Source organism: Brevibacterium yomogidense (genome assembly GCF_900163715.1).
Classification (GTDB): Bacteria; Actinomycetota; Actinomycetes; order Actinomycetales; family Brevibacteriaceae; genus Brevibacterium; species Brevibacterium yomogidense_A.
On record NZ_FWFF01000003.1, the window covers coordinates 21,432 to 40,111 of the forward strand.

At 64.8% G+C, this 18,680-nt stretch carries 16 protein-coding genes; 5 read left to right on the plus strand and 11 right to left on the minus strand.

Annotated features, from left to right (window positions below; genetic code table 11):
* Positions 1-3 precede the first annotated feature (3 nt).
* The 7 genes from FM105_RS02815 to FM105_RS02845 all read right to left on the minus strand — a co-directional run bounded on the left by FM105_RS02815 (position 4) and on the right by FM105_RS02845 (position 11,022).
* Entirely contained in the window at positions 4-1,173 is a 1,170-nt protein-coding gene (locus FM105_RS02815) for an HTTM domain-containing protein (protein ID WP_087004489.1), read from the minus strand.
* Complete coding sequence (locus FM105_RS02820; protein WP_256970185.1) at positions 1,170-1,955, minus strand: DUF5819 family protein; 786 nt, start codon at positions 1,953-1,955, stop codon at positions 1,170-1,172. The genes FM105_RS02815 and FM105_RS02820 overlap by 4 nt, the downstream gene beginning before the upstream one ends.
* A 126-nt stretch (positions 1,956-2,081) precedes the next feature.
* Positions 2,082-7,811: a choice-of-anchor G family protein gene (locus FM105_RS02825; RefSeq protein ID WP_143275802.1), complete on the minus strand. Its 5,730-nt coding sequence runs from the start codon at positions 7,809-7,811 to the stop codon at positions 2,082-2,084.
* Positions 7,812-8,023: 212 nt separating this feature from the next.
* Entirely contained in the window at positions 8,024-8,461 is a 438-nt protein-coding gene (locus tag FM105_RS02830) for a PH domain-containing protein (RefSeq protein ID WP_143275803.1), read from the minus strand.
* A 170-nt stretch (positions 8,462-8,631) separates the two neighbouring features.
* Positions 8,632-9,429 (minus strand): alpha/beta fold hydrolase, encoded by a 798-nt coding sequence (locus tag FM105_RS02835; protein WP_256970186.1) that lies wholly within the window; start codon positions 9,427-9,429, stop codon positions 8,632-8,634.
* Between the two features lie 75 nt (positions 9,430-9,504).
* The gene (locus FM105_RS02840; protein WP_087004501.1) at positions 9,505-10,182 is read right to left on the minus strand and encodes an SDR family oxidoreductase; all 678 of its coding nucleotides are present in this window, start codon (positions 10,180-10,182) and stop codon (positions 9,505-9,507) included.
* A gap of 81 nt (positions 10,183-10,263) precedes the next feature.
* A complete protein-coding gene (locus FM105_RS02845) occupies positions 10,264-11,022 on the minus strand; it encodes a class I SAM-dependent methyltransferase (protein ID WP_087004504.1) in 759 nt (252 codons plus the stop codon).
* Positions 11,023-11,202: 180 nt separating this feature from the next.
* On the opposite strand from FM105_RS02845, the gene FM105_RS02850 reads away from it, so the two are divergent.
* From FM105_RS02850 to FM105_RS14475, 3 genes are all read left to right on the plus strand, one after another.
* Positions 11,203-11,403: a hypothetical protein gene (locus FM105_RS02850; RefSeq protein ID WP_087004507.1), complete on the plus strand. Its 201-nt coding sequence runs from the start codon at positions 11,203-11,205 to the stop codon at positions 11,401-11,403.
* Complete coding sequence (locus FM105_RS02855) at positions 11,400-11,846, plus strand: hypothetical protein (RefSeq protein WP_143275804.1); 447 nt, start codon at positions 11,400-11,402, stop codon at positions 11,844-11,846. The genes FM105_RS02850 and FM105_RS02855 overlap by 4 nt, the downstream gene beginning before the upstream one ends.
* Before the next feature lie 112 nt (positions 11,847-11,958).
* Entirely contained in the window at positions 11,959-12,588 is a 630-nt protein-coding gene (locus FM105_RS14475) for a hypothetical protein (RefSeq protein ID WP_143275805.1), read from the plus strand.
* Positions 12,589-12,720: 132 nt separating this feature from the next.
* Here FM105_RS14475 and FM105_RS02870 read toward each other — a convergent pair whose 3' ends face one another.
* Together FM105_RS02870 and FM105_RS02875 are read right to left on the minus strand one after the other, a co-directional pair.
* Positions 12,721-13,098, minus strand: coding sequence for a PH domain-containing protein (locus FM105_RS02870; protein ID WP_087004518.1), 378 nt, complete (start codon positions 13,096-13,098; stop codon positions 12,721-12,723).
* Between the two features lie 19 nt (positions 13,099-13,117).
* Positions 13,118-14,299 carry a hypothetical protein gene (locus FM105_RS02875; protein ID WP_087004521.1) on the minus strand — a complete coding sequence of 394 codons (1,182 nt, stop codon included), beginning with the start codon at positions 14,297-14,299 and terminating at the stop codon, positions 13,118-13,120.
* A 135-nt stretch (positions 14,300-14,434) separates the two neighbouring features.
* Here FM105_RS02875 and FM105_RS02880 point away from each other — a divergent pair, with 135 nt between their 5' ends.
* Positions 14,435-15,085: a mismatch-specific DNA-glycosylase gene (locus tag FM105_RS02880; RefSeq protein WP_179207039.1), complete on the plus strand. Its 651-nt coding sequence runs from the start codon at positions 14,435-14,437 to the stop codon at positions 15,083-15,085.
* Here the strand turns inward: FM105_RS02880 and FM105_RS02885 are convergent.
* Positions 15,061-15,609: a hypothetical protein gene (locus FM105_RS02885; RefSeq protein ID WP_179207040.1), complete on the minus strand. Its 549-nt coding sequence runs from the start codon at positions 15,607-15,609 to the stop codon at positions 15,061-15,063. The two genes, FM105_RS02880 and FM105_RS02885, sit on opposite strands and share 25 nt — an antisense overlap.
* 226 nt (positions 15,610-15,835) lie before the next feature.
* Positions 15,836-17,053 (minus strand): MFS transporter, encoded by a 1,218-nt coding sequence (locus FM105_RS02890; RefSeq protein ID WP_256970187.1) that lies wholly within the window; start codon positions 17,051-17,053, stop codon positions 15,836-15,838.
* 213 nt (positions 17,054-17,266) lie between these two features.
* Between FM105_RS02890 and FM105_RS02895 the strand changes: the two genes are divergently transcribed.
* Positions 17,267-18,547 carry a C4-dicarboxylate ABC transporter substrate-binding protein gene (locus FM105_RS02895; RefSeq protein WP_087004530.1) on the plus strand — a complete coding sequence of 427 codons (1,281 nt, stop codon included), beginning with the start codon at positions 17,267-17,269 and terminating at the stop codon, positions 18,545-18,547.
* Positions 18,548-18,680: the final 133 nt, after the last annotated feature.

Here is an 18,680-nt window from a genome sequence, read left to right on the forward strand (position 1 = left end):
CGTCTATTCCCCAGTCCGCGTGCTGGACGTGCTCGAGGTGCTCGCCCAGGTGCGGGTGAAGGCGGTGCCCAGCTTCTTCCACGATTCGTCGCGGATGAAGATCGCATCGACCGCGATCATCGTGAGCGAGAACCACGGCAGGCCCATGAGGACGCCGATCCCGATGTGGAAGCTGAGGATGCCGAACAGCGCGACCACGCGAGTGCCGCGGCGCAGCAGCATGAAGGGGAAGGCCATCTGCAGGATGATCGAGCCCCAGCTGACGGCGGCGACGCCGGGACCCCAGACGGTCAGCAGGTCCGCCAGCTCCGGCCAGGTGCTGAACTGCGCGACGTGCAGCGGGTCGTAGACGGCCCAACCCTCCGACCACGGAGTGCCGCCGGCCTTGTACAGCGCACCGGACACGTAAATAGCGGAGACCTGGAAGGTCAGCACGATGAGCACGATGTTGTGCGCGAGGTTCGTCAGCTCCGCGGGCAGCAGCCGTTCCCCCGCCAGCTTGCGCTGCCACCAGGGCTTCGCGACCTCGAGGGGACGGGCGCGGCGGCGAGCGTCCAGTGAGAGGCGCATCGACGTGTCTGCGAAGAGCAGTGCGATGAGGAAGATGCGGTAGGCGTTGTCGCCCTGGTCGCCGGCGCCGTCGTTGACCTCGACGAAGCTGACCCAGAAGATCAGGTAGATCGGCAGCATGATCCGCGTGCGCCACCCCAGCATGATGATGACGGCCAGGATCCCCAGCAGGATGTAGCACAGCGTGAAGAGTGCGGCGCTGTCCGCGACGTTGTGGAAGAGGCTGAAGAGCCAGATGCTCGGGAAGTCGCTGACGGGTTCCGCCAGCTCCCCGTTCCAGGCGGATCCCTCACCGAAGGTGTAGAGACGCGCGTTGAAGTTCGTCAGCAGCAGGCCGATGCCCACGAAGCCGACCACGATGCGGGTGACGGCCAAGCCGTACTGGGCGTGCTTCGCCTCCAACAGCCAGTTCTCGGAGAAGAAGTAGAGGTCCGCGATGACCTTCACCACTCCGTGCCAGAGCTGGGACAGGAGCCCGCGTGCGGTGCGGAGGATGCGCGTGCCCGTGGGCGCGGTCGGGGTCTTCCGGGCGGTCTTCGCCGTCTGAGTGGAGGTCGTTTTCTTCTGCGCGGGCTTATTCCGCGTGGTGCTCTTCGGGTTCATGAGCAGACGTCCTCCGGTGCGGAGCAGAAGTAGTCCGCGAACTGTTCGCGCGACTGTCCGTCGCGCTCGATGAGGCCGCGCCAGCCGGTGTTGACCACCTGGAGGGGCGGCTTCTCCGCGTCGGGTTCGTTGCGCTCGGCGAACGGCACGACGTTCTGTCGCGTCGTCTGGAACTGCACCCGGGCGACGTTCTCACCCCAGACGGCGTAGGCCACCTGGGTGGCGTAGGCGGTGAGTTCTTCCTCTGCCTCGAGGTAGGCGTCGACGACTTCCTCCCCGTCGTAGGACTTGAGGTTCTCCTCCAGCCTGGGCTGCCAGTCCTCTTGGAAGTAGTTGAGGTCGACCACGACTTCGTGGTCATCGTTCAGTGCGTCGAAGGCGCGCTTGTGCGCGGAGGTCACGTTGAGTGCGAGGTTCGCGGCGCGCGGTGGGAAGAGGTTGTGTCGCGACAGGGAGATCTCCACATCGGTGGCGCGCACCCAGTCAGTGACGGTCTCCTCGCCGTTCTCGACGACGACGGCGCGGACGTCCAGGCGGTGGTCGCCATTGACAGGGGCGGGTGCGAACACGCTCCAGCTCTGCCCGTACAGGGGAAGCATGTAGCTGCGCAGCGCATCACCGGGGACGGCGTCGCGGGCGGGTCCTGCTGGTGCGATCCAGAGGAAGGAGGCCGCCACGTGCCATGCGGTCATCACCAGGGCGACGACCATGCAGATCCGGATCCACAGGGGTCGCTTCGTGCGAGGAGGCGCCTCGGGCGCTTCGCTGTTGCTCACGTTCATGACTTCTTTCGATAGCTGACGCAACGGTGGGGCGCTGCGGTCTTTGCAGCGCCCCACCACTGTGCCGACGCCAGAGCCGGCCCCTCACCCTGAAGCGAGGAGCCGGCTCTGACTATACGGTGTAGCTCACGCCTTCCGGCGGCGGACGACCATCAGGATGCCGGCTCCCACCAGCAGAGCCATGGCCGCGATCGCCAGGATCGGACCGACTGCGTCCGTACCCGTACGGGGCAGGTCGTCGTCTCCGTCTGCGGAACCGTCAGCGTTCGCTGCGGTGCCGGCATCGGCGCTTGCGTTGGACGATGCGCTGGCGCTCGCCGAAGCGTTCGCCGAGTCATCACCCTGCGCGTCAGCGTCTGCCTCCGGCGATGCGTCTGCATCAGCGGTGGCGTCAGCTTCAGCCGTTGCGTCAGCGTCAGCTGCTGCCGAGGATGCCGCATCGCTGGATGCGTCAGCGTTCGCTGCCACGGTTGCGGCCGCCGCTGCGTCGGCGTTCGCCGCTGCAGTGGTGTCAGCGTTCGTGTCGGTAGCCGAATCGCTGGTCGCTGCAGCTTCAGCCGAGGCCGATGCTGCTGCGTTGGCATCCGTGCTCACGTCAGCCGAAGCGTCCGTGGAGGCATCCGTCTCTGCAGCAGACTCTGCCGCCGCAGACGCATCCGCGTCAGCCTCAGCCGAAGCTGCGGTGTCAGCATCCGCGGTCGCTGCTGCCTCTGCCGCTGCCTGAGCAGAAGCATTGGCATCGGAATCCGCATCAGCCGAAGCCGCTGCAGAAGCCGAAGCGTTCTCGTTGCCGTCCACATCAGCCGTCGCATCCGCGTCAGCAGTGGCATCAGCGTCTGCCGTGGCATCCGCATCCGCCGCCGCTGCTGCGGAGGCATCGCTGGAGGCATCGGTGTTCGCTGCCGCCGTCGCCGCAGCTGCTGCATCGGCATCCGTCGCTGCGGTGGTGTCCGCGTTGGCGTCGGAGTCCGAATCGTTGTCAGCCGCGGCCTGGGCCGCAGCGGACGCCGCTGCATCTGCATCCGTGCTCACGTCGGTCGACGCATCGGTGGAAGCGTCTGCTTCCGCAGCGGACTGAGCAGCCGAGGTGGCGTCCGCGTCTTCAGCAGCCGAAGCCGCATCATCCGCATCCGCGTTCGCAGCCGTCTCTGCCGCCGCCTGAGCGGAAGCGTTCGACTCATCGTCCGCATTCGCAGACGCCGCAGCAGAAGCCGAAGCGTTCACGTTGCCATCCACATCAGCATCAGCGGTTGCATCAGCAGTCGCGTCGGCGTCCGCCGTAGCGTCTGCCTCCGCAGCGGCTGCTGCCGAGGCGTCACTGGACGAATCAGCGTTTGCTGCCGCCGTAGCAGCAGCTGCAGTGTCAGCATCCGCTGCTGCGGTGGTATCCGCATTCGCGTCAGAGTCCGAATCACTGGTCGCTGCAGCCTGAGCCGCAGTCGCAGCCGAAGCGTTGGCATCCGTGTTCACATCAGCTGTCGTATCGGAGGAAGCATCCTCCTGTGCAGCCGACTCAGCAGCCGCGCTCGCATCGACATCAGCCGCAGCCGAAGCCGTGGTGTCAGCATCCGCGTTCGCCGCCGTCTGCGCTGCCGCCTCAGCGGAAGCGTTCGAGTCGTCATCCGCATTGGCAGACGCCGCAGCGGAAGCCGAAGCGTTCACGTTGCCATCAGCATCAGCAGCCGCGTCGGCATCTACCGTGGCGTCCGCCTCGGTCGTTGCGTCTGCCGCTGCTGCCGTCGAGGCATCGCTCGAGGAATCAGCGTTCGCCGCAGTCGCTGCAGCAGCACCCGCATCGACATCCGAGGCGGCCGACGTATCGGCGTTGCTGTCGGAGTCCGAATCGCTGTTCGCTGCAGCCTGAGCCGCGGTCGCTGCTGAAGCGTTCGCGTCCGTGGTCGCATCGGTCGACGCGTCCGTGGAAGCGTCCGTCTCTGCAGCGGACTGTGCAGCCGAGGTCGCGTCCGCGTCGGCTGCGGCCGAAGCCGTAGTGTCAGCATCAGCGTTCGCTGCCGGGTCTGCCGCCGCCTGAGCGGAAGCGTTCGACTCATCGTCCGCATTCGCAGACGCCGCAGCAGAAGCCGAAGCGTTCACGTTGCCATCCACATCAGCATCAGCGGTTGCATCAGCAGTCGCGTCGGCGTCCGCCGTAGCGTCTGCCTCCGCAGCGGCTGCTGCCGAGGCGTCACTGGACGAATCAGCGTTTGCTGCCGCCGTAGCAGCAGCTGCAGTGTCAGCATCCGCTGCTGCGGTGGTATCCGCATTCGCGTCAGAGTCCGAATCACTGGTCGCTGCAGCCTGAGCCGCAGTCGCAGCCGAAGCGTTGGCATCCGTGTTCACATCAGCTGTCGTATCGGAGGAAGCATCCTCCTGTGCAGCCGACTCAGCAGCCGCGCTCGCATCGACATCAGCCGCAGCCGAAGCCGTGGTGTCAGCATCCGCGTTCGCCGCCGTCTGCGCTGCCGCCTCAGCGGAAGCGTTCGAGTCGTCATCCGCATTGGCAGACGCCGCAGCGGAAGCCGAAGCGTTCACGTTGCCATCAGCATCAGCCGCTGCATCAGCCTCGGTAGCCGTGTCAGCCTCAGCGTCGGTTTCAGTCGCAGCATCAGCATCAGCGGCAGCTGCCGTCGAAGCGTCGCTTGACGAATCAGCATTCGCCGCCGTCGCCGCTGCAGCAGCCGCGTTGGCATCCGTCGCCGCAGAGGTATCCGCATTGACGTCGGAATCCGAATCGCTGTTCGCCACCGCCTGAGCCGCAGTCGCTGCCGAAGCGTTCGCGTCCGTGGTCGCATCGGTCGAAGCGTCCGTGGAAGCGTCCGTCTCCGCAGCAGACTGCGCAGCCGAACTCGCATCCGCGTCAGCCGCGGCCGAAGCCGTGGTGTCCGCATCAGCGTTCGCCGCCGGATCTGCCGCCGCCTGAGCGGAAGCATTCGACTCATCGTCAGCATTCGCAGACGCCGCGGCAGAAGCCGAAGCGTTCACGTTGCCATCAGCATCAGCATCAGCCTCGACCGTGGCGTCTGCCTCGGCCGTTGCGTCAGCCGCTGCCGCCGTCGACGCGTCGCTCGACGAATCAGCGTTGGAAGCCGTGGCCGCCGCAGCAGCAGCGTTGGCATCCGTCGCCGCAGAGGTGTCCGCGTTGGCGTCGGAATCCGTGTCGCTGTTCGCCGCAGCCTGAGCCGCAGTGGCTGCCGAAGCGTTCGCATCCGTAGTCGCATCGGTCGATGCGTCCGTGGAAGCGTCAGCCTCCGCAGCAACCTGCGCAGCCGCAGTCGCATCCGCATCCTCCGCAGCCGAAGCCGCGGTGTCAGCATCAGCGTTCGCCGCCGGATCTGCCGCTGCCTGAGCGGAAGCATTCGACTCATCATCAGCATTCGCAGACGCCGCAGCAGAAGCCGAAGCATTCACGTTGCCGTCGGTGTCGGTCGACGCATCAGCGTCGGTCGCCGTGTCAGCTTCAGCCGTTGCGTCAGAGGCAGCGGTTGCCGAGGCGTCGTTCGACGCGTCGGCATTCGCTGCAACCGAAGCAGACGCTGCGGAGTTCGCGTCCGACGCCGCTGTGGCGCTCGCGTTGGAGTCGGAGTCCGCGTCACTGTTTGCAGCGGCCTGCGCCGCAGCGGTGGACGAGGATGTTGCATCGGCTCCGACGTCAGCCGACGCATCTGAGGACGCGTCTTCCTGAGCCGCAGACTCAGCAGCCGCCGTGCCATCCGCATCTGCCGCGGCCGAGGCCGTGGTCGTCGCGTCGGCGTTCGCCGCAGCTTCAGACGCAGCCTCAGACGCGGCGTTGGCGTCCGAGTCAGCATCGACAGACGCTGCGGCCGAAGCCGAAGCGTTCTCGTTGCCATCCTCGTCAGCCGCCGTGACCGTGAGCGTCGTGCTCGGCTGGTTGCCGGACTCATCAGTCGCGATGATCGTGTAGTCCTTCGGGTCCGTGCCCTCGGGGACTGTCAGCGGTGTCTCGAAGCCACCGATCTCATCGGTCTCGACCGTGACAGGCCCCGCAATGACGTCACCCGTATCCGGGTCGACGAGGGTGACTCCGACCGTGCTGTTCGGCTCGAAGTCGGTTCCCGACACCGTGGTGTCAGACCCTGCCGGGACCGTGTCAGGCGATGCGGTGATGCCAGGAGCGAGAGCTTCGTTCAACGCGCGCACCGTGGATGATCCCAGATCGACGTTCGCGACGCTCGCAGCCGGCAGCACGTCGAGGCTCAGAGCATTGACAGTGAATGAATCGGCTTCCAGCTTACCCGGTTCCTCCTGCTCGTTGATGGTGACATCAACGACCTGGCTTAGGCCCGCGAACACTGGATCAAGCTCGAGGAGCAGCGGGTTGATGATCTCGGTAAGAGTGTCTGAGACACCAGATTCAACCAGCGACTTGAGGTCACCGAGTGCAGGAGTGATGATCCGGAGCAGTTCCGGAAGGATTGCGTCGGTCACTGCGTCCGTCAGCGGATCGAGCGGAATGGCACCCAGCAACGTGATGCTGACGTCGATATTCGGCTCTTCCGTGGACTCTCCGATCAGGAACCCAAGTGTCGTCTTCACTTCGACGTCGACGTTCGCGAGCTGGAGGACAGCCCGAGCTTCAGCCGAAAGGTCGATGACGACTTCGGTGTTATTGAGAACCTCGGTCAGTCCTTCGGTCACCTTGGTCGTCAGGCCCCTCAGCGCATCAGCGACTGCCGTCGTGACGCCGCTGATCGTTTCTCCATCGAGCAGCTGCGTATTCGGATCCAGATCGTTCAGGCTGTCAACGCCTTCGTGCGACTGGACATACGCCTCTTCAAGGTCGACGTCGATCACGCCAGAAGCAAGGTCGACGGAAACGACTCCGTTACCATCAACCAGCGGCTCATTGATCAGCGTGTTGCTGAGCTCAGTGAGCGCGATATCGAGGTTGTCGACACCAACCACAGCTTCGTCCACACCGAGTCGCAGGAGCGGGAAGCCTGGCAGGTCGAGACCGATGTTGATGTTCTCAAGCTGGCTGATGATGCTGCCAGTCGCACCTTCAGTTCCAAGGATGCTGTCGACGATCGTTCCGGCGTCGCCCAGAACACCGTCAACTTCGGTGGCAAGACCACCCACGAGCGGGCTGGAGATCGTTGCATCCGCCCCCGCGAGCATGTACTCCGAGCTGACCGAGCCGGCTTCCTTAGTTGCAGTGGACGCGGTCGCCCCCAGCTCCAGCGATGCCTCGTCGAGGACCTCGTCTGTGACTCCGGCGAGTCCGAGCTGATCGAAAAGGTCCGTCAAGTCGACAGATGCAGGACCATACGCCCCGGGGTTGTTCGGATCGAGATCAAGTGCTCCATCCTGCCCGACAGCGCCAGCGCTGGCAGTCGAGGACGTCGCGGCCGGAGACTCGGCGAACGAGTTCAGCGCACCGAGTTCACCCAGTTCGAGAAGACCCGCGGCCTCAGGCGAATCCTTGATGAGCGGAATCTGGATTCCATCACCGAGATCAACCTTCAGGCCATCGAGGAGGTCCAGATTCAACGGCGTCGATTCAGGTCCGATCTCGCTCGGAAAGCCCGTATGAGCCGTGTTGAGGTCAGCCAGATCAGCCGCGAGCAGATCCGTGTCAAGGACCATTCCGAGGGCTTCGGAGTAGTCGGCGGGGGCGGCGTTGGCGACCGTCACTGGTGCGGCGAGCAGCCCGAGGGCTGTTCCGGCTGCGACGACGCCTCTCCATCTAGCGCGGGCGAACCGCGGGAGACTACGTCTCATTCGGCATCCTTTCCGATGCTGTCGGTCCCTGGGTGACCAATGTGCAGAACCAGGCAAAACACTCACATCGTAGCCGAAGGCCGAGAAGCGAAAGGCCCATATGGTCCTTTTGTTCATGAACACCGAATGGCGAGACAGAACCTACGGAAGAGTAACCAGAGAAATGTGACCGCCGACGCGCTGACTAGGAACGACGGGTTTCCAGACTAAGAAATCTGCGCTTTCCAGCATTGGAAAGAACCACTTCCCAGCTGGCTTTCGCGGGTGCCGCTGACGCCATTCTGAAGCCGAGATCGGCGGTCAATCCTGCAAAGAGGAGGCCTCTTCGCTCAGCGAAAGTTCAGCAACCACTCATGGTGGAGGGTTATGAGTTCTGCCGTGGTCGGAGAGAAGAACTGGCCTGCGGGGGCTACGAACGCGCGCATTCGATGACCGTTGTAGATCGCCCTGCGAGGATCGGTCGCCGAGCAGACGACCCTCTCCCCCGTCCTCAGCACCAGGACGCTCGCGCCCGTTCGGTATCCGGTCTGCTGAGCTTCCACGCGGTGCAGTTCGTCCCATCGCACTCTGCGGGTACTGAGCGGGAACTGCCGCACCTCGATTCCACCCGGGGTCACGACGATGCTCGTGCGCCACGCATCAACTGCGACCAGTGTGACGGCTGTGCACAGCAGGCAGAAGAAGAGGAGAAGTGCGATGCCCACCATCATCGTGGTCGTTCCCTGGCCAGAGATGATGAGCATGAGCGGCGCAACGAGGGCGATCACCCACACTATGCCCAACATGAGGAACGGCAACACGAACAGCGCACGAGTACGCGGGTAGGCGAGCAGGGGTCGTCCCGGCCCCCAGACCTCGGCGAGCTTCGCTGCGCGCCTGTGTGCCCACCGCGGCCACGCCGCGTCGCTTCCAGCGTGCAGGGTCCGTCCCGTCGCGCTCACCGCGTGAGGAACCACCGCAGGATCTCTGCGAACTCAGCGGGCTTCTCCGAGTGGACCCAGTGACCGGCGCCCTTCACAGTGATCTGGCGGACTTTCGGGAAGTACCCCTGCATGACGGGCTCCGCGTCCTCAGTGATGTATCCGGACTTTGATCCGCCCATCCACAGCGTGGGGCCGTCGAACACTCGGTCCTCCGCCTCAGGGAAGCCGCCGATAGTCGGCAGAGACCGGTAGAGGAGGTCGAGGTTCGGCTGCCACTCGTATCCATCCGCCGAAGACCTGAGGTTCTGCAGGAGGAATCCGCGCGTGCCCTTGTTGGGGATGGGGTCCTGCAGAGCGTTGTCTGCGTCGGTGCGCGATTCGAGTGCGTCGAGGTCGAGCGCGGCGAGCGATCCCAGCAGGTGCTCGAACTCGCCGCCGTTGTCAGAGGCGACCGGTGAGATGTCGACGATGACCAGCCGATCGACGAGGTCCGGGTGGCGAAGCGCCAGCACCATCGCTGTCTTCCCTCCCATCGAGTGCCCGATGACATCGACGGGCCCGTCGGAGGCCGCGTCTGCGCGCAGCGTCTCTGCTACGGCGTCTGCCATCTGGACGTAGGAGAAATCCTCCGTCCACGGGGACTCGCCGTGATTGGGCAGGTCGACGAGCGTGCTCGTGTGAGTGTCGGAAATGGCCTTCGCCGCGGTCGTGAAGTTCTTGCCGCGACCGAAGAGACCGTGGAGGAAGACGGCCTGATCCGGCCCTTCCCCCACGGTCTTCGTCGCCAGTGCGGCGCTGTTCTGTGTGCTCACATCTTCACTGTCGCACATCGGCTCTCAGACGTCAGCATGGTGGCGAGCCGCCGTCATGCCGTCAGTCTGCGGGCCTCAGCTGATCGCGTCGGCGACCGGGGTGTCGCCATCGTAGAAGTTCACCGTCTGGCGCACTCCCACGTTGCTCTTCAGGACGTGGGCGATGACGACGGCGACGTTGTCGCGGCTGGTGTCTGCCGCCTCGACGTCCTGATCGTCGATCCGGCCGTCCTTGTCCGCGACGACGATCTTCTCCGAGGCAGGCTCCAGCGTGAGCTTGCCCGGTCCCAGGATCGTGTAGTCGAGATCCGTCGAGCGGAGGTGCTCGTCCGCGTCGTGCTTCGCCTTGGCGTACGTGTAGAAGGGCTCCTCCGGGTCGACCGTGTCCTTGGACACGAGCGCGGTGGCGAACGAGACCATGATGAAGCGCGTCACGCCGGCCTGGACGGCAGCGTCGATCGCGCGCACCGCTCCCTTGTGGTCGACGGCCTTCGTGCGATCAGGGTTGCCCCCGCCGGCTCCCGCGGAGAACACCACGGCGTCTGCTCCGTCGAAGGCCTTCGCGAGGTCGTCGACGCTCGCATCCTCCAGGCTCAGTTCGACGGGGTTCGCGCCGGATGCGCGCACGTCCACCGCGTGGTCAGGGTTGCGGATGAGTCCGTCGACGTCGTATCCCGCATCGACGAGCCGGGGTGCTGCCAACAGCGCGATCTTTCCGTGCGCTCCGATGATGACGGCCTTCTTGTCAGCCATATCGCTGCCTCCTTCGTCAGGGGTACTGCCGAGTCACGGTCGCCTGATCATCTGGAATCAGGCGCCGAGCTTCCGTCTGGATCAACGCACGTCAGCAGCGGGTATTCCTCTGCGTCGGACCAGGACGACGGAATCGTCGAGATGCGCGTGTGCACCGTCCGGCGCTTCGACCTCGCGTGTCCGGATTCCGGCGGTGAGCGTCTCCCACTCGTGAGGGTCGAGCGCGAGCGTGCTCAGTTCGTCCTCAGGCGATGGGAACTCCGCCGGGCCGCCGGTGTGGTGATCGGCATGGTCGCCGGCTTGCTGCGCGGACTGATCGGAAGCCCACGTGGGTGGTGCCGCGTGAGAGGTGAGGAGCAGGTGTCCCCCTGTCGCAACGAGGTTCGCCGCCGCCCGCAGGATCCGTTCCCGATCGAGTGCGACCGGGGACTGGAAGAAGCTCGCGGTGACGAGGTCGAACGGACCCTTGAGGGAGGAATGCCGATCACGGTCGGACAGGGTGGTGAGGTCGGCACGGACGAACTCGGCCCGGTCCCGGTCCTCGCCCAGGTCGGCGGCCTCGGCGGCGGCCCGTGCGCGAATGATCGCTGCCTGCGAGATGTCGACCCCGACGGCCCTCCAACCCTTCTGCGCAAGCCACAGGACGTCCGCGCCCTCACCGCAGCCCAGGTCGAGCACGCTGCCGGGCATGAGGTGGGCCGCCACGTCCGCGAGCACTTCGTTCACGTTCCCGGACCACACCTGCTCGTCGCCGTAGTGGGATTCCCAGAACGCGCTGGGGTCCTGGGGCGTATCGGCATGGGGCGCGTGGTCGTGATTGTGCTTGGCATCGGTGCTCATTCCCCCACACTAATCGCGAAGCGGTCGCAGGGGACGATTCGTTGTGCCAGAGCAGCAAATAGCCGTCCGACGCGAACAACACATCCCGGGCGGTCAGACCGTCCCGTAGATCACCACACAGCCACCCTCAGTTAGTACTCACCTCCAGTTAGTATTGATTCGAGTATTGAAGGAGCCGTTGTGGACGACAAGAAGGTTGACGAGGCGCGGGTCCGTCATCAAGAGGTGGCGAGCCTGGAGGACGAGCTGAGTGCGGCGCGCGAGGTGCGCGACGCTGCGATTCGAGAGGCTGTCGACTCGGGCGCGACGAAGTACCGGGTAGCGAAAGAAATTGGTCTCACCGAAATGCAGGTCGGTCGCATTACGAAGGCGGAGAAATGAAGGCACGGTTCTTGGTGGCCGCAGCGGTTGCACTGTCTGCTCTAGTCGGTTGCGAGATGGGCGACGAATCGCCAGTCAGTCAGGCTGCACCTCAGCCCGCGATCACGGTCGCGGGTGAACCGGGAGTGGTCGGGGCGTGGACTGGCGATCATGTGACCGCGAACCCCGCGCCCGAACCGGTGGCCGAACCTGCTCCTGCGGCCGAGCCTGCACCTGCCGCCGTTCCCGCTGACGAACCCGAACGAGAAAAGAGCAGCGGCGAGATCCAATGGGAGTGGCACCAAGATCAACAGAACCAGGACGACGACTACTGGGATCAGGTCGAAGAAGATAACGGATACGACCCGAACGACGGCTACTGGTTCGAGGACGGCGGCGAACCGACATGCGACGGGGCCGGTATCTACGGCGACTACTCCCCCGAAGGCTACGCGGACTGCTGACTTCATCTGCCCACTAGCAGTGGGCTGGCTGCATTGGCCAGGGTGCAGCGGACCTTCAGCAGGCGCGATCGCGAGAGTTCACTTTTCCTGACCGCTCTGGAACTACTGCTCTATGGCACGCTTCCTAGCAATCGACAAGCAGTCACCGCAGACCGCGACGAAGCGGAGAAGCGGAGAAGCGGAGAAGGCTCTGGACGAGCATGTCGCGGGCATGTGGAGCGACGAGTTGCTGGATCCGCCGCGGATCATCCTCGTGGCAGAGAAGCTCGACGACCCAGACAACATGGCTGGCCGGCACCTTCTCGATGCGGCACCTGGAATCACGCCTGAAGCCCACGAATACCGGGTGTTCGACCACGGTGAGCAGGCCATCATCACGTTCCGACGGGCCCATCCGACAGCTGACGGCACGAAACAGGCACCACTTTCTGACGAGCGGTCGGCCACGGCAGAAGCGCAGTTGGCAGAGAACCGCCAACGAGCTCAGGTGGTTCCTCTCATTCACCAGGCCGATGCGATCCCAGACGCTTCACGCATCGGGCTCGACCTCCGGCAGCACGTCGCACACGAACAGTGGGAGCGCGTGACGGCGTGGTTGAACGCTGATGCGAGGCGACGACCGGTGGCGCAGCCATCGCTCACAAACGCTGTTCTGGGCGGCTTCAGACGATCCGGGTACGCAGTGGACACCGAAGGGTCTCCTCAACGAGTTCCTCGATCAGGCCACCGGCGACACCCCTGACGCTCCACGAGACTTCTTCGCGACTGATGCGTGGTATTCGGTCGCCCAGGATCACGCGAAGTAAGCGGCCACTGATTCCTCCGCACAGCAGGACCTTGAAGGGCGGGTGACCACCAGCCCCAGGCCCGCAGCTCAGCCGTTCACCAGGACTGCATGCGCGATGAGATGGTCGAGTCGCCGAATATCGACGTTCTTCCCCAACTTGATCTTGATGTGGCCAGCCCGGGTCCAGAGCTCGAGCTCGGCGTTCATGTCGAAAGTTCCCGCATTTTCGCTGGACCACATGTTGATCGCGGAGTACGGAAGCGAGTAGACCTCAATCTTCTTACCTGTTAGACCCTGCGCATCACGGACGATCAGGCGCTTGTTCGTGAAGACAGCGGAGTCCCGCATCGTCTTGTACGCGGTATACGGTTGCTCGCCCTCGACCAGTAGCGGCCTGATGTCTTCGGGAATAGGAATCTCTGACACGAATGTCCACGCAGTCAGCGCGGTGATCTCTGCACTCATCTGCCCAGATTAGCGCCATTCAGCTGTTCCGAGATTCACGCAAGAAGCCCACAACCGCAACGACTGCGTCAACAATGTCGTGCCGTGTCAGCATCCGCGTATCGAGGTCATGGATTGTCGACAGTCGCAAACCTCCATCGCTGCCGAACACACCGCCACCGGGATACTTCACTCCGTCGGTGATCTTTCCTCTCCACGCGTCAAAGTCGAAACCGCTCGGGTCCCTCCTGAATCCGTCGCGCTTTCCAGAGGACAAGGAATCCGCAACCTTGTCCATGCCACACGCTCGCAACTCAGCGCGCACTGCGGTTCCGCTCATGCTTGTACGCAGATCACTAGCAAGGTTGAAAGCCAGGCGCCTCGCCTCCACCCGGCCCCGTACTCCAGTGACTGGATCGACTTCCACCATCGCCCGCAGCTTCCACACAGTTGAGCCTGAGCGACGAACCGGACTGCGCAGATCGACTCCAACAGCCACAGAAAAATCGTCCATGTCACGGGGGTGTGCTGCCCAGGCGAGGATCATGGGACTACCACCATTATCTCGGAGTGCGATGGCTGAGGTGATCCCGGGCAATGCAGATAGCTCCGCGGAGACTTCACGAGCCATCCGCTTCGTCACGATATCGGGAACATAATAACCAGCTCTTTGACCCAGGACTCCGTCGGCCTCAAGATCCCACTCGCTCAATACTCGAACGATTTCACGAGAGAGCCACGCTGCGTGCGCATTCGACGAGGCCTCCCACGAAGCGAATATATCGCGTAGGCGGATGCGGCCCCAGTCCGCACTGGCTTCTGCTTCATCTATATCGAACGAGCAGAGATAGAGCTTCGGACGCACGTCAAGGGTGTCAACCCACTCCACGTATCGGTCCAGCTGGTCGCCGTGGAGCGACGATGCGCCCTTCATTTCAAGGACCGCTACGGGATGCTCGTCCTCCGCGTCGAAAACGACCAGGTCTATTCGGCCGAACCCCGTGGACAGCTCTCGTGCTGCGGTGTAGGAACGGCTATTTGGAAGTCCTAAGAGGTCCCTCAACGGCGTATCGTCAAGCTCGATCAGGAGCGCCAGTACGTCGCTTGCAGAATTCTCGGACGCGAGCAGCCTGCTCAAATTCGACAACGATCCGTGTGCAGGTGTCTGATCCTCGACTCCGTTGAGCTTCTGCCCACTCGTCATGATGTTCTCGCCCTTCACGTTGTGACGCTCGACTACTCCAGTCTTCCATTCTTCTGCGAGATTGGAATCTTGCGATCAATGAAACGCAGCTCGACAAGACCACAGCCACTGTCACAACTCACCCCACGTACGCTCGTTCGATACGGTGTGAGCGTGACTCCACGGCGCCCCTCACCGCTCGGCGGCAGGAAGCCCACGAAAGACGACCTGGCGCAGGTGGACACCACTGCGCCGGACGGGGTCGATGACATCCTCCCCCTCGATCCGAGCGTGCGGCTGCGGCTCCTCATCGTCGGCATCAACCCAGGGCTCTGGACCGCAGCCGTCAATGCTCCCTTCGCCCGACCGGGCAACCGCTTCTGGCCCTCACTGCACCGCGCCGGACTCACCGACCACCAGGTCAACGCAACGCTGGGACTGTCCGAGGAGGACGAACAGCAGCTGCTGTCACGCGGCATCGGACTCACGAACCTCACGGGACGCCCCACTGTGCGTGCGGATCAGCTGAGCCGCGAGGAGCTCCGTGAAGCAGGACAGCGACTGATCGGACGTGCGGAGGCGATGAAGCCGGGTGCGGTCGCGATCGCCGGTATCACTGCGTTCCGCACGGCCTTCAGCCTCCCGAAGGCTGTGCTGGGACCGCAGGACCCCGCGGACGTCCCTGGCTGGCCGGTCGACGTCACGCTGTGGATCGTCCCGCAGCCCAGCGGACTGAATGCGCACGAGAACATCGACACCCTCGCCGCGAAGTGGCGTGCAGTGTGGGAGATCGCGGGTCGTCAGCCCACCGAACGGGATTCGTAGGCCCGTCTGCTGGCGACCGCCGCTATCGTCACCAGCAGCGCGACCGCAGCAGTGGCGCCGAACAGGAGGCCCCACTGCTGGCTGTTCGCTGCTGCCCCACCCGCCGAGGCCCCCACGGCGCTGCCGGCGAACAGGCATCCTGCGAACAGTGCGACCACCGTTCCCCGTGCACTGGGCAGGACCCCCGTCACCCACGTCTGCAGCGACGAGTGCAGGAACGACCATGTGACACCCAGCAGCAGCGCAGTCACGATGACTGTCGCGATCGACAGGTGCACGGCGAGGAGCGCGTAGCCACCCTCAGCGGCGAGGCCACCGATGGCCATGAGCCCCGGCATCGGCAGACGACGTGAGACCACTCGCACCATCCGGCTGGCCACGACGACCGCCACTCCGTACGCCGCGATCGCGAGGCCCGGACCTCCTGCACCGACGCCCTGCGACTGGAGCGCCGGTGCCAGCAGTGTGAGGACACCGAGGACCACTGCCCCTTCCACGAAGGCCAGCCCGATGACGACGAGCACCCACCGCCGGCGAGTGCCGTGGCCAGGGCGGTGCCGACCGCGACAGCGGCCATGAGGTCGGCCAGTGCAGGCTGGCGGTGGGCGTCATCGACGGTGTCGCCCACGTAGGTCAGAGACGCCGGGACGACTGCTCCGAAGAACGCTCCGCGGCTGCAGAGACAGCAGCAGGCGGACGGGTGCGGCTCCGGGGTGGGTCAGCAGGATCGTCGGCAGGGCTCACATCGGCTCACAGTACGCGGCGACGCTTCCTGCGGTGGTCGCGCGGTTCTCGTCCCGCAGTCATCGCGTGCAGCGCCGCAAGAACCGTCGCGAACACCAGCACCCCCAGGCCGCTGACGATCGCGAGCTGCAGTCCGAACAGTGCCAGCACGCCGCTGACGCCCATGACACCCAGTGCGTTCGCGGTGCGCAGATGTGCGAACAGTTCGGCTCGCCGGTCTGCGGGGACCAGTCCGTCCAGGACAAGGGAGTAGAACGTACCGAGCATCGGCAGGAAGATCCCCAGGACGAAGGCGCCGGCGAGCGTGACGCTCAGGTGCGCCTCGAACAGCGCCACCCCTAATCCAAGGGAGGATGCGGCCAGGAACCCCACGACCTTCCACGTGCTGGGCATGCGGTTGCGCACGCTCACCCAGACCCCGCCGAGCACCGATCCGATGCACAGTGCCAGTGCGAAGATGAACGCCCACCCGGGGGCCAGGCCGAAGGACAGCGCGAAGGCGACCGCACCGACCTCGACAGCCGCGACCGAGGCTCCGGTCGCCACCGAGCAGATCAGCCAGAGATACACCGCCCACGGCAGGCGGGCCCTCGATCGTCGCACGCTCTTGTCTTCGCGCACGCCTCGCGCCTCCGGAATGCTCGGCGTGAGCACCAGTGGCCCGATGCCGAGCACTGTGATCGCCACCATCGCCCACACGGGCGAGAACGCCCCGAGCACAGAGGCGAGTACGGGCGACAGCGCGAAAGAGACCTCGTTGAGGGTTGCAGCGACACCCAGTGCGCGCGGCAGTTTGCCGGGTTCGACCAGGTGGTTCAGCAGCGTCCGCTGGAAGCCGTATGCGGCGCCGTTCACGAGACCCGCGGCGACGACCGCCACCATGAGGGTCGCGAAGGGAGCACCCACCGCCGCGAGCACGGTGACGAGGGCGAGCCCGAGAGTCCGGACGGCGATGAGAGCGCGCAGATAGTGCACGGCGTTGAAGCGGTTGCCCAGTCGAGAGACCGGGACGGAGCCGATCACCTGTGCTGCGGTCATCGCGAAGACCAGGCCGGCCCCGGCCCCGGCGGAACCCGTCAGCGGCAGCGCGATGAGCGCGAAGGCGATCGGGGCTGCAGCCTGCGGCACGCCGAAGGACCCGTATCCGATCTGCCAACGGAGTACGTTCCACCGGGAGTCGCGGGAGGAGTCGCCCCCTATCTGCTCCTCACCCGATGCGCTCACACCGGACAGTCCATCACGTTTCGGTGAGCGGGCAGGAGTCGGTTCCCCGGCCTCGGCGGGAGCCGAAGTTGAGATCATCTTCAAATCGGACCAGTTTGTCAGTAGTGTGTTCCTACCGGTGGGTACCCGCCCAGGTCTGTTCCTCGAGAGTGCGACGAAGCGAGGAGGACAGACGAGGGTGCGGGTACCTTGCTAACTCAACGAGGAGTGAACATGACATCAGCCCGGAAACACCGACTCTCCGCAGCGGTCGCCGTCGCTGCGACAGCGAGTCTGCTCGTCAGCGGATGCGCGGGAGGCGCAGGCTCTGCAGATGACGGAGGCTCTGGCGAAGGATACGAGTTCGGAGCGCCGCAGGAGGACGTCGATGCGGCGATTGCAGACCTCGACCCCGTGGAGATCACCTACCAGGCAGGGGCCCAGTCGCCGAACTCCGTCTCCGCGATGAACGGCAACCAGTTCAAGGAGTACGTCGAGGAGCGATCCGGCGGGAAGGTCACCGTCGACATCGTGTGGGGTCAGGCGATCGCCGGCTACGCGGAGATCGACGATGCGCTGGCAGACGGCCGCGTCGACGTCTCTTACGCGCTGCCCATCTACAACCCGACCGAGCACCCTGAGTTCGATGCACTGGCGACCGCAACCGCCGGCATGCCGAACTCCCCGGTGCTCGGCGAGATGATCGGCAATGCCGCTATCGTCGATATGGCTTGGAGCAACGACGAGCTACTGGCCACGTACGAGGAGCAGGGCCTCACTCCGCTCACCCCGATGGTCAGCACCGGAACGTACGTGTCCGTGTGCGGCGAAGAGGGCACCGCGCTGGACGACTACGACGGACGACAGATCCGCGTGGCGAGCGTCGCACACGAGCAGCAGGTGACGGCACTGGGCGGCTCACCCGTCTCGATGGAGTATGTCGAGGTCTTCGAAGCACTGCAGCGCGGAACGGTCGACTGCACGTTCGCCCAGCTGCTGCCCTCGGAGGAGACGGGCCTGCTCGAAGTGGCGAAGCACGTCGCATACACGACACCGGAGAACAGCCTGTCCGGCCGTTCGGCCGGAGCGAACCTCGCGGGTGTCGGCTACCAGAACCTGCCCCTGGCGTACCAGCAGATCATCTTCGACTCACAGATGAGCGGATTCGCCGCGAGCAATGAGGTCATCGCGCAAGGCAACGCCGCCGGTGTCACCCAGCTCATGGAAGCCGGAGGCGAGATCGGTCCGATGGAGGAGGACGCTGATGAGCGCATCGGTGAGACGAACGATGAGCTCCTCGCCGGGATCGAGGAGTCGGGTGTCATCGGCTCCGACGTCCAGGGCCGTGCCACGGAGACCGCGGACAAGTGGAAGCAGGTCGCCGAAGAGCTCGGGTACACCGAGAAGGGCGGCTACGAGGACATGCACGAGTGGTTCGACGCGGACGACTACGACTTCGAACCGTTCGCCGAGAGGGTCTTCGAGGAGACGGCGCTGCCGCACCGGCCGAGCTGAGTCTCCCGGATAGGCTCCGCCTGCAGACCACTGCGCTCCCGACTACTCGGGGGCGCAGTGGTCTGGCGCACCGGCCGAGCTGGGCGCGGAACGTCCTGCGCCAAATACGCCCTGAGTCACAACATTCCTTGCG